We start from the raw sequence: 14,706 nt of genomic DNA, 5'->3' as shown, positions 1-14,706 counted from the left end.
GGTTATGGAAACCTCCAAATTAACAGCAGAAGGTATTATCGGTGAGGCTGTGCGCATCGGAGTCAAGATGTCCGGCGGTGAGTTCCCGATAGAAGTCTTTCCTATCAGGATTCAGCGTATCATCAGCAGTTTGCACGATTGTCAGGGCTATCCCGTGGATTATGTTGCTGCGGCTATCCTTGCGGCCATTGCCGTGGGGATTGGCAACTCCCATCTGGTGCAGGTGAAGCGCAACTGGCTGGAAAGTCCCATTCTGTACATGGCACTGATTGGACGCCCTGGAGCCAATAAAAGTCATCCGCTGAGTTTCGCTTTCCAGCCATTCATTGAACACGACTATTGTCAGAATCAGGAATATCAGAAGCTGTATGCCGAGTATGAACGCACTATGTCCATGAGCAAAAAGGAACGCATGGAAGCTGGTTTGGATGAATTTCCGCAGGCTCCCGTGCGCAGACGCTTTCTTGTTTCGGATATTACTCCCGAAGGATTGAGCCTGATACATGCCCAAAATCCCAGAGGACTCTGCCTTTGGTCGGACGAGCTGTCGGCCTGGTTCAAGAACTTCAACCGTTACAATAACGGTTCGGAAGAACAGTTCTGGCTTTCGGTGTTCAATGCCAAGCCCACGATTTCCGACCGCAAGAGTACGCAAAGTTCCATTTTTATCAGACGTCCCTATATCTCCGTTATCGGTACCATCCAAAAGAAAATTCTGGGCGAACTGGTCAAGGGCGAGCGTTCGAGTAACGGTTTCATAGACCGTATTCTTTTCGTGATGCCTGAATCTGTCTTGAAAAGCAGATGGAACGACCGGGAAACTCCTGAAGAGCTGGAAATCCAGTGGCAACAGATTATCGACAAGCTGATCGCACAGGATTGTCCGCATGACGAGAATAATGAGTTGCAGCCTCAATGCCTGCCATTCGATGAAGATGCCAAGCAACGGCTTTACGGTTGGCAGCATGAAAATGCCCGCCAATGTGATATGGAAACCAATGATGCGTTGGTAGGTATTTACTGCAAACTAGAAATCTACATTATCCGGTTTTGTTTGATTATCCAGCTTGCCCGATGGACTTGCGGAGAGTGCGACAAGCATACGATTGACCTTGAAAGTGTGAACCGTGCCATCCTGCTGACTGAGTATTTCCGAACTACAGCAGTAAAAGTGCAGACTGCCGTCAGTCAGGAACAGTTGAGCGAATTGCACCGCAACATCTACCTGAACCTGCCTCAGAGGTTTACTACGGCAGAAGGTATTGGTATTGCCGAAAGTTACGGGATGAAGGAACATGCTTTCAAGATGTTTCTAAAACGCCACATCGGAACATTATTCAGAAAAGAGAATCATGGAGAATACAGTAAATAAACCTGTTACTATGCACATTTTCGCAACCGAGGGGTTTGTGAAGTTGCGAAAATGTGCATAGTAACATCCAAACAGAAAGAAAAATGAACTACAGATTTACATTAGAACCATACAAAGGTGTCAGCACCCGGCATACATGCCCGAACTGCCACCGCAAAAGTTGTTTCGCCAAATACATCGATACGGAGAAGCAAATCAGCTTTCCTGATTATGTAGGGCGATGCAACCATGAACAAAAGTGCGGCTATAACTATACGCCCAAAATGTATTTTGACGAGAATCCGATTGCCAAAGAGCGATTGAACGAAGAGTTTGTGCCGATGTCAAAGCCACATATCAGTCTGCCTCCTGCGCCATCCTTCATTGAGCCGGAAATAATGAAGCAGTCCCTGAAACTGTATCACACAAACAAGCTGTTTCAGTTCCTGAGTTTCCATTTCGGACAGGAGGCTACCGAAGAGCTGATGTTACGCTACCATGTGGGAACCTCGAAGCATTGGCCGGGAGCTACAGTCTTCTGGCAGGTAGATATTTCCGGACGGGTACGCACCGGAAAAGTGATGCTCTACAATCCTGAAAACGGAAGACGGATTAAAGAGCCGCACAACTACATCACGTGGGTACATTCCCTTCTGAAGAAAGAGAATTTCAACCTTCGGCAATGCCTGTTTGGTGAGCACCTTTTGTCCTCCGACCAGCAGCGTCCGGTTGCCCTTGTGGAGAGTGAGAAAAGCGCTTTGATATCCAGCTTCTATCTGCCGCAATACCTCTGGATTGCTTCGGGCGGAAAGAACGGAGCATTCAATCGGGATGCCATGAGCGTATTGAGAAATCGCCGTGTTCTGCTCTTCCCCGACCTTGGGGCAACCGACTATTGGAACAGCAAAATGGAGATGATCCGGAGCCTAGGAATAGAGGCTTCTCTCTTCGATTTTATGGAAAGAAACGCAACAAAAGAAGAACGGGATGCAGGTTATGACATCGCCGATTTTCTGCTGAGAGAAGATACAAAGGAGGTTATTTTCGATCGTCTTATCACGTTAAATCCAGCTTTGAAAACGCTGGTCGAAACTTTCGATTTACAGCTTGTTAATGTGGAGAAAGCACCGCTTTCAGCAACGGTTCAACATACTCGGAAAGGACTTTTCAAACGATGATTGTCAGATGTCTGATTCACTCCTTTTTCACTGGAGCAAGTTTATGCCGGTGTATTACATTTCCCGGCCACTTGCTCACCTCAAAAGAAGGTGAGACGGCTCCCGATGGTCACAATTATTAATCTCAAAAGCGAATATTATGGACAAGAAAAATACAGTTACAATCCGTCTTACAGACGAACAATTCGGCTGGCTCAGAGCACTCAGCCGACGTAGTAAACGCAGTCAAAGCGAAGTAGTGCGTTCACTCATCGAACACGGTACAGTGCGCGAACGGATTACGAGAGAAAATCTTGACATCATCCGAAAACTGATTGGCGAAAGCACAAATCTGAACCAGCTTGCCAGACGAGCCAATGCTTACGGTTTTTATCATGTGGCCGATGAGTGCAGTACCGCCGTTCAACAGATTTCACAACTCATAAAACAGCTCAAGGATGATCGGTAAAATTGTCAAGGGCACATCGTTTTCCGGGTGCGTAAACTATGTGCTGAAAGAAGATAAATCGCGCCTGCTGAAAGCGGTTGGTGTCTACGGCTCGCCTGAAGAAATAGCGGAACAATTCGAGTTGCAGACTTTACTGAACGACAAGGTCAAGAGCAAGGTTGGCCATATATCATTGAGTTTCTCCGCAGAAGACGGAGACCGCATCCGTGACGATGATGGACTGATGTTGAGAATCGCCCACGACTATATGAAGCTGATGGGAATTGCGAACACGCAGTTCATCATCGCCCGGCATATAGACCGTGACCATCCGCATTGTCACATCGTTTACAACCGGGTAGATAATGACGGCCGCACCATCAGCGACAAGAACGACCGTTACCGAAACGAAAAGGTCTGCAAGATGCTGACAGCCCGTTACCGCTTGCATTTTGCCGAAGGAAAAGAGCATGTCAATTTCATGCGGTTGCGTCATCACGACAAGGTAAAGTATTTTATCTATCATGCCTTGAAACGAGAAGTTCCGAATGCCCGAAGCTGGAGTGAGCTGAGACTGGCCTTACGGAAATACGGAATTGATACGCAATGGAAGCTAAGTCGCACGACCGGAGAGATGCAAGGTGTCAAGTTCACATGTGACCAACTGACCTTTAGCGGTTCCAAGATTGACCGTCAGTTCAGTTACCTGAACATCGACCAGGAACTGAGATATAACGCTCTTTCTGCTACTATGAACCAGCGTCAGATACAACAGGCAGAAATCATACGCGAGGAACCTCGGCATGAATACCAGCAGGAGAACCATCTCGGTATCAGTCTGGGACTGTTCACGCCCTCTCCTACGGATTATGATACGGAGGAAGCGATACAAGCCAACCGGCTTAAAAAGAAGAAAAAGAAACCGAAACGTAAGCGAGGTTTCAGTCTATAATTAATTTTTTATTAACCATCAAAATTCAAATTATTATGAACTATTCCGATTTTATTTACGATTTCAATCTCTATTTGTGTGAAAGATTCGGTTACAGAAACTGCTGTTCCGTTATGCACAACGCCAACGGCATTTGTGTTTCTGTCCATGTAGGCGAAATGGATTTATACATCCGTTTCTGGGAATACAGTTGTGGTGTTGGCAGCATCCCCGACTGGAGCATTATCATTGTGCGCAGCAACTTCAAACGAAACCAACAGGAAAACCTGAAAGACCTTGCCCGTTTCTTCAAGGAGTACGCCCCGCGCTATGGTTACAAATACCTCTGCACCGAGGATGATGATTACAAGTATTATCAGACCCTTGGTTTGAAACTTATCCACAGAGGATTTTTCGGACAATATAATTATGGGTTGTCGTTGAAGGAATTAGAGGTGTAATATAGGTATCTTTATGAAGGAGAGGAAAAACCTCTCCTTCATAAAATCACACCGATAAATCATCGATTAAATTTAATATCTCCATTTTGCAAAAATTACAGCAGATAATCAAAGCATATATGTAGATTATTAATTAAATTTGCTAACTTTGTAAATAATACACTATGATCAAATTAATGGAAAAAACAAAAATATATACATTCATAGATTTATTTGCTGGAGCAGGAGGACTTTCCGAAGGATTTGTAAGGGCTGGATTTACACCGCTTGCACACATTGAAATGGATAAGAATGCCTGCAACACATTAAAGACCAGATCTGCATTTCACTATCTTCAGAAAAATGGAATGCTGTCAATTTATGAAGACTATCTCAAACATAAGGAAGAAAGAACAGACGGACAAAAATTGTGGAATCAGGTTCCCAAAAGCATAATCGATACTACGATATGCGCTACTATTGGAGAGAACACTATTGATGGTATTTTCAAGAAAGTAGATCAGCTCAAAGGAAACAACAAAGTGGATATTATCATAGGGGGACCACCTTGCCAAGCGTATTCTGTCGCTGGAAGAGCTCGTATGGGTAAGAAAGTTGAGGAAGATCCTCGAAATGAATTGTACAAATATTACGTGCAATTTATTAAACGCTATGATCCCGAAATGTTCGTATTCGAGAATGTATTGGGACTACTGACCGCTAAGCGAGGTGAACCTTTCGCGGATCTTAAACGATTGGTTGAAGAACTCGGCTATGATATGGACTGTAAAGTTCAGGTTGCGTCCCAACATGGAGTATTGCAAAATCGGCAAAGAGTTATTATTGTAGGTTGGAAACGCATTGTAAAAGGGATAAAAAGTCCATATCATTATCCGGAACTTCCCGTGGAAAAGTGTCCTTATCAGGTTCTGCGGGATTTGTTCTCGGATTTGCCTGTGCGAAAAGCGGGAGAAGGAAAATTCAGCGAAGTCGTTTCGTATGTCAAACCTCTGTCCGAAATGCCGTACCTCAATAAGTCTGGAATACGTGGCAAGTTTAATTTTACAACTCAGCACGTTGCCAGACCAACAAATGAAAATGATCGAAAAATATACAAAATTGCTGTTGACAAGTGGTTAAATGAGCACCAGCGATTAAACTACGCGCAACTACCGATGGAGTTGCAGACTCATCGAAATACAAAGATTTTTCTTAATCGTTTCAATGTTGTCGATCCTTACGGATGCTGTCATACTGTAGTAGCGCACATAGCCATGGATGGCCATTACTATATTTATCCAACGTTAAATCCGACATTGGAAACAGTACGATCCATTACGGTTAGAGAGGCGGCTCGTCTACAATCATTTCCAGACGATTACTTTTTTGAAGGGAGCCGAACATCTGCCTTCAAACAGATTGGCAATGCCGTCCCCGTTGTATTGGCACAGAGAATTGCTGAAGCTATAAAAAAAATGTTATAATGATAGCAACGAAAAATATATATGCGACGATAGTAGCTTTCTATTTGGCAAAATATGATAAGATTGCCATTGAGCATCTAGGGTACAAATCTTTTTCAGAAGCATTTACTAAGTGTGCAGAAAAACTTGGGGCAAATAAAATATATATTAAACTTCGCCGAGATGAGTTTGATCCTGTATATAAGTGGAGAAAAGGTTGGTACAATAGGCCGATGCCCAAAATAATCAGTCGAACTATAGATTTGTTTGATCAGGAGTCTGAATCTGATATGTGTGCACTTGTATGGGATATTCTTGAACATAATAAAACAAAAAGCTGGAAACCAATAGTTTCTCAGATGTTAGACAAAAAACAGGATGCTCAGAGTGCCAGCTTTGCGTTACGGGTCATGACTGGCAAAAGAGCTGAAACACATTTCAAGGAGTATCATGCTCAAACAGGATTTCCAATATCTGGAGCTTTAGAAGATTGTACGGCAGAGGGATGTGGTTATGATTTTCGCATACATTCTGGATCAGAGAATTTTTGCATTGAGGTTAAGGGAATAACTGATGATTATGGGGGTATTCTTCTGACGGAAAAGGAATGGAAGACGGCCATGATCTGTGGTGAACGATATTATTTGTGTATTGTGAGCAATCTTGATTCAACACCAGAGTTTCAATTCATACGTGATCCTTATAACAGCCTTAAAGTTATTAAAAGATCGATACAGATAACTCAAACGACTTACTCGGTTTCTAAAGAAGAATTAATAAAAAATAAATAAAGGATGGATTTCTCTGTTTTAGGTACAGCTTCTGCTATTCCAAGAGCAGCAGCAATGATCGAAACATTTCGAGCCATTGGCTACACCTTGGAAACTGCCGTTGCGGATATCGTAGACAATTCGATATCCGCATCGGCTAAGAATGTATGGATCAATCGGATCTGGAAAGGAGGAAACTCCGTCATAACGATCATGGATGATGGGCATGGGATGACTGGAGACGAAATCATTCAGGCCATGCGACCTGGAGCACAGAATCCGCTGGAAAAACGTGCTGTAACTGATTTGGGACGTTTCGGTCTTGGTTTAAAAACCGCGTCATTTTCTCAATGTCGTACGCTGACAGTCATGAGCAAAATTCAAGGCCAGTCTCCTGAATTCTGGACTTGGAGTTTGGATCACGTTGCTCGCAGTGACCGATGGGAACTGATCCATTGGCTTCCTGAAGGTTTTGAGCATGAATTGGATGGTCTTACATCCGGTACCATTGTTATCTGGACAGATCCGGATCGGATTATACCGACTACAACAAAAATCGAGAACGAACATGCCAAACGAAAGTTTTCTGAAGCTTTCGATAGGGTTAAGAAGCATCTTTCAATGACTTTTCATCGTTTTCTTGAGACCAAATCCATCACAATACATTGGTGTGGGCATGAAATAGCTCCATGGAATCCTTTCTGTCCAAAGGAGAGTAAGGTACAGATCATGCCGTCTGAACAAATTGGAGAACATGTAACTGTTAAGGGGTTTATTTTGCCTCACAAAAATAATTTTTCTTCAGAAACAGCATACAAAGAAGCTGAAGGAATCTTCGGATTCTCTGCACACCAAGGCTTCTATGTCTATCGTGGGAACCGTTTGTTGTTGGCCGGAGACTGGCTGGGATTATTTCGCAAGGAAGAAGCCTACAAACTGGTACGAATACAAATTAATCTACCCAACAGTTTGGATTCTGATTGGCAGATAGACATCAGAAAGGCCAAAGCATTTCCTCCAGTGGGATGTAGACAGCAGCTTGAATCCTATGCCAGATTGGCTTGTAATAAGGGATCCGAAGTGTATAGGCACCGTGGGCGCATTCTGAAACAGAGGGCCGGACAGGATTTTCAAAGTCTGTGGTTGGAAAAGAAGAAGGACAACAAATGGTCCTTCATCGTCAATCGAGAGCATACGCTTATTCGTAACATACGTGAACTTGCTAAAGAGAACCCAGATTTGGCCATTGATATGCTACTGAAATTCGTAGAGGAATCCATACCAGCCAAAACCATTTATGTTCGGGAAGCTAACGATGACGATAGTCAAAAACAGCCCTATTCAGATATGGATCCTAAGTTGATTAACACAATGATAAGAAGAATCCATGAAGAACAACTCGCACAAGGCCTAACTCTGGAACAGTCTAAATTGGCTCTTAAACAAATGGAACCTTTCAATGAATACGAAGACTTAATAAATGAACTGCAATGAATGAATTGAACGATAAGGCAATAAATATATGTCAGGCAATAATCGGATTTAAACTTGGAGTGAGTGATGATGAAATAAATCAAGCTATTTCCGACGTTACCAGTATCCCCATGTATGCAGGACTGGACAAAACCGAATTAAAAAAGAGTCTGTTGGCTATCTACAATGTAAAAGTGGATACATACCAGATTCTGGAAGGACGTGATGCTCGGATTCCTTGGTTAAAAGAATTTAAAGCAGAGCGTCAATCAGAATGGCTTTTTTGGACCAGGTATAAAAGGTACTTGGCCGAACAAAAACATTTTGCGCCGGAGGTTATTTCACAATTGGACGATTTAACTGATCGTATTTTGGACAAGTTGTTTAATCCACAGCGCGATGATGTTATCATTAATAAGAAAGGACTTGTCGTTGGACAAGTGCAGTCTGGTAAAACGGCCAACTATACGGGACTTATTTGTAAAGCAGCCGATGCTGGATTCAATCTGATTATCATATTGGCCGGTATACACAATAATCTGAGAAGTCAGACACAGACCCGTATAGATGAAGGATTCTTGGGATTTGACACACAGAATACCAGAGCATACGACATGAATCGAACCATACGGATTGGAGTAGGACTTATTCCGGGATTTGACAATGCCATTGCCAATTCCTACACGACTAGTACAGAAAGAGGAGATTTTACTAAACAAGCAGCAAATACTGCCGGCTTCAACTTCAACAATCCACAGCCGATTATTCTTGTGATAAAGAAAAATGTATCTGTACTCAAACGATTATACAGTTGGTTAAAATCACAATCAACTCACGATATCATAGCCAACAAGTCCCTGCTTCTTATTGACGACGAAGCGGACAATGCCTCCATAAATACCAGTCGGGATGGTGATGACCCGACCGCCATAAATAAAAACATATGTAAGATCATCAAGTTGTTTAACCGGTCTGCCTATGTCGGTTACACGGCCACACCGTTTGCCAATATCTTTATTCCTCTTGACAAGGACGATCTTTTTCCAAAGGATTTCATTATAAACCTCCCGGCTCCGGACAACTACATTGGTCCTGAGAAGGTCTTTGGAACTTCGGCAAATCCCGATGGGAACGAAGATCTTTTGCCTATTGTCTTCCCGGTTACGGATAGTGATACATTCGTTCCTGCAGGGCATAGAAGAGATGATCCAAAACCAACCATAGATGATATTCCGGAATCGTTAAAAACGGCCATTAAGTGTTTTATTATTACTTGTTCCATACGCATTGCACGGGGGCAGGAAAACAAGCATAACTCCATGCTGATTCATGTGTCCCGTTTTCAGGCATGGCAAAATCACCTCAAGATAATCATTGATCGTCTATTCAAGTATTACAAGAGTGAAATCGAGGCGAATGATCCGACCATAATGGAAGAGTTTCGCCAAATTTTCGAGGAAGATACTCCAACCTATCGTTCGTATTGTAGCATTACCCGAGAAATTATGAATTCACCCGTTCTGTCCCGAGTTGACAACCGAATGAGGCTTCATACGTGGGATGAGATTAAGCCTCTGCTATATCGAGCGGTACAGAAAATTGAGGTCAAATCCATCAACGGTACATCTGGGGACAGTTTAACATATTATGAGAATGAAAAAAACGGCATTTCAGTTATTGCCATTGGAGGTGACAAGTTGTCTCGGGGTCTTACACTTGAGGGCCTGTCTGTAAGCTATTTCTTGCGCGCCTCAAAAATGTACGACACATTGATGCAGATGGGACGATGGTTCGGATATCGTCCCGGCTATGTGGACCTTTGTCGGCTCTTTACCAGTAACGAACTGAATGAATGGTATCGACACATAACTCTTGCCAGTGACGAACTGCGGGAAGAGTTCAGATATCTGGCAGAATCAGGTGGGACACCAGAGAACTATGCCCTGAAGGTTCGTACTCATCCTGGACAACTGCAGATAACATCCATATCCAAAATGCGCCATACAAGAAATATTCAGGTTTCATGGGCAGGTCGTCTTGTAGAGACCTATCAGTTGCTTCAGAATTCGATTTCCAAACGGAACAATCTGGCGGTAACGGACAGTCTTCTTTCGGAGCTTGGTACTCCAGACAGAATCAAGAGCGACTATCTGTGGACTGGTGTATCTTCTGATATCATATGTGACTATCTGTCTCGATTCCAACTTCCAGAATCCCTGACTAAGGTAAATCTGGATCTTATATGCGACTATATTAGGGAACTGAATGAAGTCGGAGAACTCATTTCCTGGAATATTGCCTTGATGAGTAAGAATGTCGATAAAAACACGTGTGTCCACACTTTCTCCAACGGCGTGCAAGTGGGTTGTTTTATTCGTAGACAGGCAAAAGATGCCCAGAATTCTAAGACATACTATATTCGTAAGAATCATATCGTCGGCAATCCAACGGATGAATTCATCGACCTTCCCGCTGACATGCTGTCGGATGCACTTGACGAGACGAGAGACCGAAAATTCAAAGCCGGTGAAGAGTGGAAACATGATTATCCCTCCCCCCAGCTCGTGAGACAAGAGTTCCGGTCAAAACAGACTCCATTACTTATGATTTATCCATTAAATCCTGCATTTTCAAATGTGTCAGGATTAACGGATACAACCACTGATACAAAAAACGATGAACCATTTATCGGATTCGCCATAGCATTTCCACATAGTGATACCAACAAGGCGGTCTCTTATGTCGCCAATCAGGTAACGGATTTTGCAATTACGGAGGAAAATTTCGATAACACCAACGATAATACTTATGATGAATAGTAATTCTATAATAGATATATGGGATAATCTGAGCATGGGAGAAGAAGTTGGACTCACCAAACGCAGAGTTCCAATTGAATCTCCTCTGTGCATATACGGAACATATCGATACCCAGATAATCTGTTTGGTATTGCATTCTCTTATAACAAAGATCTGACTATCCCTGTCGAACAATTTAGGAGTCTAAAAGAACTTAAAATTCAGCAGATGTCAGACAAAAGTTTTGAGTACAAAAACTTGTTGCTAATCCAACTGCTTCATACGGATTGTCTGGGAGTATTTGCAACATTATGTTCAGATTTAGTAAGTGCCGTAACAAGAGAGGTATCTGAAGATACGGCCATTCGTATTGTCTTAAATCAACTTGAAAAGTGGAGAACCTTGTTTGATCGTGGCCTCGCATCCGGTCTTACACCAAGTGAACAACAAGGCTTGTATGGTGAACTTCATCTTTTGTCTCGCATGTTGCGCCGAAATGCTATCAACAAGACGGATATTGTTAGTTTCTGGGTTGGCTGCGACAAAGCCATGAGAGACTTCCAAGGTGAAGATTGGGCTATAGAAGTAAAGACTACGGCAACAAACAGCTCAGACCGACTTATCATCAATGGTGAACGCCAATTGGATAGTACGTTAATTAACAGACTGTTTCTATATCATCTTTCCGTTGAAGTCTCTAGAAAAAATGGACAGACATTAAATAAGGAAGTTGAGGATCTGAGAAAAATGTTATCGGACGACGCGATTGCATTACACAATTTCAATTCCTGTTTGACACATGCAGGATATTTTAATGAACATGCCTCCTTGTATCAGGATCGTTGTTATAGGATTCGCAGTGAACAGACTTATCGCATATCAGGAAATTTCCCTAGAATAGTGGAGCAAGAGCTACGCACTGGAGTCAGCAATGTTACATATACTATCAATACGTCCGCTTGCAAAGAATATGAGGTAAATGATACGGAACTCTTTAAAAATACAATTGGCCATGAAAGAGATTGAGAAGTTTTATCAGTCATTGATGCAAGACGTTGTTGCCATGCAGTCTGGTGATGAAGAGGGCAACACTCAAGAGCAGATATTTACTCGAATATGCTTGGATATGCTGGCTGATGCTGCTGAAACGGAAAATGTTTCGGTCGCTTATGACGAACGTGATTTGAGAAAAAAAGGCCAGCATAAGATAAACGGGTATGCAATCTCGGACAATTACGAAACCGTAGATCTTTTTATTACCCTCTACGCAAACACCATGGAAGCTCGGACAATATCCAAAGGAGAGATAGATACAGCTGCCAAAATGATAACGAATTTTTTTCGCCGAGCCGTATACAACGATTATGTAAATGAAGTTGCAGAATCTTCCGAAATCTTTGAATTCGCAAATACGCTGGCCAATTATGCGGAACTGCGTAACAATTTGATTCGCGTAAATGCCTTCATCCTGACGAACGGCGTGTACAAGGGAGAACTGCCAGCCAGCCAGACCATTTGCGGATACAACATCTACTACAAAGTTATAGACATAGAGTTCCTTTATAAGATTTCCGAACAAGCTGGAGTTCCCATAGAGTTGGATTTTGAGAACCTTGACGGACACAAATATGAAATTCCATGTCTTGCTGCCAATCTGAGCAATTCGGATTATGAAGCATATGTTGCCATTATGTCTGGAGAATGTTTAGCCAAACTTTATGAATGCTATGGTGCTCGTTTACTTGAACAGAACGTGCGTTCGTTTCTTCAGTTTACGGGAAAAATCAATAAGGGAATACGTGAAACCATCAAGAATGAGCCTCACATGTTTCTGGCATATAACAACGGTATTGCTGCAACTGCTGATCATATTGAACTGGATGAGACAAAACATTTCATCAGACACATCAGTAATCTCCAGATTGTCAATGGAGGTCAGACGACAGCTTCCATCTATAATACAGCAAAAAAGGATAAGGCTGACATTTCCCAAATTCAAGTCCAAGTAAAACTGTCCGTCATCAAGGACAAGGATCAGTACGCGGAAATTGTTTCACGTATATCGCGCTATGCCAATACTCAGAACAAAGTCAATGATGCTGACTTCTCGGCCAACAATCCGGCTCTTGTAGAAATCGAACGAATCTCAAGATACGTATTTGCTCCCGCAACTCCGACCAACAATTTACAGACAGTGTGGTTCTTTGAACGGGCTCGTGGACAATACAAGACCTTACGAGCCAAGGAAGGCTTTACCAAATCCCGACAAAAGGCTTTTGATCTAAAATATCCAAAGAAGCAGGTTGTGACGAAAGTAGAACTTGCCAAATATGTCAATGCTTGGCAGGAGATTTATAATGGCAAAAATCTGGCTGTTGGGCCTCATATCGTCGTTCGGGGAAATGAAAAGAACTATGCACGTTTCATAAACTATAATCTTCCGGATGCCAAACATATTGATGTCGCATGGTTTGAGGACACAATAGCCAAGGCAATTCTCTTCAAGACCGCAGACAAACGTTATGGAACCAAACTTTCAGGAAATCATATTGGTGAATTGAAACAAGTTGTCGTTCCGTATACCTTGTCTCTCTTGAATATCATTACAGAGGGACAATTGGATTTGTATCGGATCTGGAAAAACCAATCGATATCGCCGGCATTGTCGGATTTTATATATGATTTGATGAAACAAGTCAACGAGTTTATTCTTAGAGAATCCCCTGTTTCTCACTATATCGAATGGGCAAAAAAAGAAGAGTGCTGGTTAAAAGTTCGTTTAAATAATTGGACCTATGATCTCGATGAGATACAACAAGATTTTATTGATGAGAAGAATCCTCCCAAACGCAACCACAAAAACGATGGTGAAGATGAAGAGTTGGAGAAACGGCATAAGGAGGATATCATACGGGCCATCCCTTTTTCCCTCTGGAAGAAGATAGAGGCGTGGGGACGTGATACGGAAATGCTGCAGCCGACCTTAACTTCTATGGCAAGTGATATTGCATATAAAATCAAGAATAATCGTAAACTGAACGACAATGATATCTCCAGAGGATATCTGATTTATGAAAATGTCTGGCAACATAACCCAGAACTTCTTGAGGAAGCGGATAATTTGGCGGAATTGGATCGTATAAAAGCAAGCGAAAGCGCAAATGCCATATCCAACCAAGTAGACTGTCGCGATGAAATTACGTTGGAACTAATCAAAAAAATGGTGGAATGGGACAAACGACGGCGAATCCTTGAAGATTGGAAATGGAAAGCCATGAAGGATGTCGCCGATGGAATAAAACCATTGACAGACAGGATGAAGTATGCCTTCTATTTCAATTTGCAGAAGTTAAGGAAGGCTGGATTTTCAAATTGACGATTGATATGGATATTTGGAGCCGAGAGAAAAGATCTGAAGTCATGTCCCGAATCAGAAATAAGGGTACGAAACCGGAAATTATGCTCCGCAAGGCTCTTTTTGCCCGCGGATTTCGCTATCGTGTCAATGTCAAAAGTCTTCTAGGAAAACCGGATATAGTTCTGCCACGATACAAAACTGTAATTTTCGTTCATGGATGTTTCTGGCACGGACATCCTGGTTGTAAATATGCATATACTCCCAAAAGCAATACGGAATTCTGGATTAACAAAATATCAAGTAACCGAGAACGGGATGTAATCACAAAACACAAACTTGAAGAATCAGGCTGGAAGGTTATTATCGTTTGGGAATGCGAGCTTAGACATGAAAAGGATTTCTCAATTCTAATAGAGCGTTTATCCCTAGATATTCGTTCACAAGATTCTAATCTAATGGGTCACCTTTGATTATACTTAGTTCATTTTGTGTCCGGTTCACCATAGCGAGCCGGAC

12 protein-coding genes are annotated in these 14,706 nt (G+C 42.4%); all 12 read left to right on the top strand.

Translation table 11 applies throughout. From position 1 onward, the window contains the following. Window positions 1-4 precede the first annotated feature (4 nt). The gene (locus BQ5591_RS11100; protein ID WP_071149449.1) at window positions 5-1,372 is read left to right on the top strand and encodes a DUF3987 domain-containing protein; all 1,368 of its coding nucleotides are present in this window, start codon (window positions 5-7) and stop codon (window positions 1,370-1,372) included. A gap of 83 nt (window positions 1,373-1,455) precedes the next feature. Next, window positions 1,456-2,529 carry a DUF6371 domain-containing protein gene (locus BQ5591_RS11095; protein WP_071149448.1) on the top strand — a complete coding sequence of 358 codons (1,074 nt, stop codon included), beginning with the start codon at window positions 1,456-1,458 and terminating at the stop codon, window positions 2,527-2,529. Window positions 2,530-2,668: 139 nt separating this feature from the next. Continuing rightward, the gene (locus BQ5591_RS11090) at window positions 2,669-2,977 is read left to right on the top strand and encodes a MobC family plasmid mobilization relaxosome protein (protein ID WP_009319489.1); all 309 of its coding nucleotides are present in this window, start codon (window positions 2,669-2,671) and stop codon (window positions 2,975-2,977) included. After that, complete coding sequence (locus tag BQ5591_RS11085; protein WP_071149447.1) at window positions 2,967-3,908, top strand: relaxase/mobilization nuclease domain-containing protein; 942 nt, start codon at window positions 2,967-2,969, stop codon at window positions 3,906-3,908. Before BQ5591_RS11090 ends, BQ5591_RS11085 begins: the two co-directional genes overlap by 11 nt. A gap of 35 nt (window positions 3,909-3,943) precedes the next feature. Next, a complete protein-coding gene (locus BQ5591_RS11080) occupies window positions 3,944-4,348 on the top strand; it encodes a hypothetical protein (protein WP_071149446.1) in 405 nt (134 codons plus the stop codon). 164 nt (window positions 4,349-4,512) lie between these two features. After that, a complete protein-coding gene (locus tag BQ5591_RS11075; RefSeq protein WP_235340357.1) occupies window positions 4,513-5,811 on the top strand; it encodes a DNA cytosine methyltransferase in 1,299 nt (432 codons plus the stop codon). Beyond that, on the top strand, window positions 5,811-6,581 hold the full coding sequence (locus tag BQ5591_RS11070; RefSeq protein ID WP_071149445.1) for a protein NO VEIN domain-containing protein: 771 nt from the start codon (window positions 5,811-5,813) through the stop codon (window positions 6,579-6,581). The genes BQ5591_RS11075 and BQ5591_RS11070 overlap by 1 nt, the downstream gene beginning before the upstream one ends. A 3-nt stretch (window positions 6,582-6,584) precedes the next feature. Further along, window positions 6,585-8,054, top strand: a complete 1,470-nt coding sequence (locus tag BQ5591_RS11065; RefSeq protein WP_071149444.1) for an ATP-binding protein — start codon at window positions 6,585-6,587, stop codon at window positions 8,052-8,054. Further along, the gene (locus BQ5591_RS11060; protein WP_204502701.1) at window positions 8,051-10,852 is read left to right on the top strand and encodes a Z1 domain-containing protein; all 2,802 of its coding nucleotides are present in this window, start codon (window positions 8,051-8,053) and stop codon (window positions 10,850-10,852) included. Before BQ5591_RS11065 ends, BQ5591_RS11060 begins: the two co-directional genes overlap by 4 nt. Beyond that, entirely contained in the window at window positions 10,842-11,858 is a 1,017-nt protein-coding gene (locus BQ5591_RS11055; protein ID WP_071149443.1) for a PD-(D/E)XK motif protein, read from the top strand. The genes BQ5591_RS11060 and BQ5591_RS11055 overlap by 11 nt, the downstream gene beginning before the upstream one ends. Then, window positions 11,845-14,208 carry an AIPR family protein gene (locus BQ5591_RS11050; RefSeq protein ID WP_071149442.1) on the top strand — a complete coding sequence of 788 codons (2,364 nt, stop codon included), beginning with the start codon at window positions 11,845-11,847 and terminating at the stop codon, window positions 14,206-14,208. The genes BQ5591_RS11055 and BQ5591_RS11050 overlap by 14 nt, the downstream gene beginning before the upstream one ends. Continuing rightward, window positions 14,097-14,660, top strand: a complete 564-nt coding sequence (locus tag BQ5591_RS11045; RefSeq protein ID WP_317042576.1) for a very short patch repair endonuclease — start codon at window positions 14,097-14,099, stop codon at window positions 14,658-14,660. The genes BQ5591_RS11050 and BQ5591_RS11045 overlap by 112 nt, the downstream gene beginning before the upstream one ends. Window positions 14,661-14,706: the final 46 nt, after the last annotated feature.

The organism is Bacteroides ndongoniae (genome assembly GCF_900108345.1).
GTDB lineage: Bacteria > Bacteroidota > Bacteroidia > Bacteroidales > Bacteroidaceae > Bacteroides > Bacteroides ndongoniae.
The sequence above is the reverse complement of the archived record's forward strand: the minus strand, read 5'-3'. Positions and strand labels throughout refer to the sequence as shown.

Bases quoted from the DNA above. Each gene is read 5' to 3' on its own strand.
- BQ5591_RS11045 (WP_317042576.1), top strand. From the start codon at position 14,097: ATGGAAAGCCATGAAGGATGTCGCCGATGGAATAAAACCATTGACAGA.
- BQ5591_RS11070 (WP_071149445.1), top strand. From the start codon at position 5,811: ATGATAGCAACGAAAAATATATATGCGACGATAGTAGCTTTCTATTTG.
- BQ5591_RS11065 (WP_071149444.1), top strand. From the start codon at position 6,585: ATGGATTTCTCTGTTTTAGGTACAGCTTCTGCTATTCCAAGAGCAGCA.
- BQ5591_RS11100 (WP_071149449.1), top strand. From the start codon at position 5: ATGGAAACCTCCAAATTAACAGCAGAAGGTATTATCGGTGAGGCTGTG.
- BQ5591_RS11060 (WP_204502701.1), top strand. From the start codon at position 8,051: ATGAATGAATTGAACGATAAGGCAATAAATATATGTCAGGCAATAATC.
- BQ5591_RS11075 (WP_235340357.1), top strand. From the start codon at position 4,513: ATGATCAAATTAATGGAAAAAACAAAAATATATACATTCATAGATTTA.
- BQ5591_RS11095 (WP_071149448.1), top strand. From the start codon at position 1,456: ATGAACTACAGATTTACATTAGAACCATACAAAGGTGTCAGCACCCGG.
- BQ5591_RS11055 (WP_071149443.1), top strand. From the start codon at position 10,842: ATGATGAATAGTAATTCTATAATAGATATATGGGATAATCTGAGCATG.
- BQ5591_RS11080 (WP_071149446.1), top strand. From the start codon at position 3,944: ATGAACTATTCCGATTTTATTTACGATTTCAATCTCTATTTGTGTGAA.
- BQ5591_RS11090 (WP_009319489.1), top strand. From the start codon at position 2,669: ATGGACAAGAAAAATACAGTTACAATCCGTCTTACAGACGAACAATTC.
- BQ5591_RS11050 (WP_071149442.1), top strand. From the start codon at position 11,845: ATGAAAGAGATTGAGAAGTTTTATCAGTCATTGATGCAAGACGTTGTT.
- BQ5591_RS11085 (WP_071149447.1), top strand. From the start codon at position 2,967: ATGATCGGTAAAATTGTCAAGGGCACATCGTTTTCCGGGTGCGTAAAC.